Annotated in this window: 1 protein-coding gene; it reads right to left on the bottom strand. The window is 61.8% G+C overall.

The features are described 5' to 3' along the window. Positions 1–489: immunoglobulin-like domain-containing protein (locus tag AC1DIG_RS29320; RefSeq protein WP_477770116.1), on the bottom strand; the 489-nt coding region annotated here is incomplete at both ends.

Raw genomic sequence — 489 nt, 5'->3', positions numbered from 1 at the left:
GGAGTTGTGCTCGGGGTCAGCTGCTCGAAATTGCCACCGGTGGTGCTTTCGATGGTAGTGCTGACGGTGCTGCCGTTTTTGTAAACGTCGTTCGCCGGAGTATCGACCACCACGGAGCCAGTGGTTTTGCCAGCCTCGATGTTGATCACGGCGCCGTTGCTCAGCGTCACGCTCATCGGCGTACCAGCCGGATTGGTCAGGGTCGCGGTGTAAGTGATCTGGCCACCTTCGGTGACCGAACCGGTGGCCGCCAGGGACAGGCCGGTGTTATCGATCGAGTCGGTGATGGTGGTCACCGCCGGGGCGGTGCTTGGAGTCAGCTGTTCGAAGTTGCCGCCAGTGGTGCTTTCGATGGTGGTACTGACGGTGCTGCCGTTCTTGTAGACGTCATTGGCCGGGGTGTCGACCACCACCGAGCCGGTGGTTTTACCAGCTTCGATGTTGATCACGGCGCCGTTGCTCAGCGTGACGCTCATGGCGGTGCCGGCC

The organism is Pseudomonas sp. 05N431, assembly GCF_056397005.1.
The sequence above is the reverse complement of the archived record's forward strand: the minus strand, read 5'-3'. Positions and strand labels throughout refer to the sequence as shown.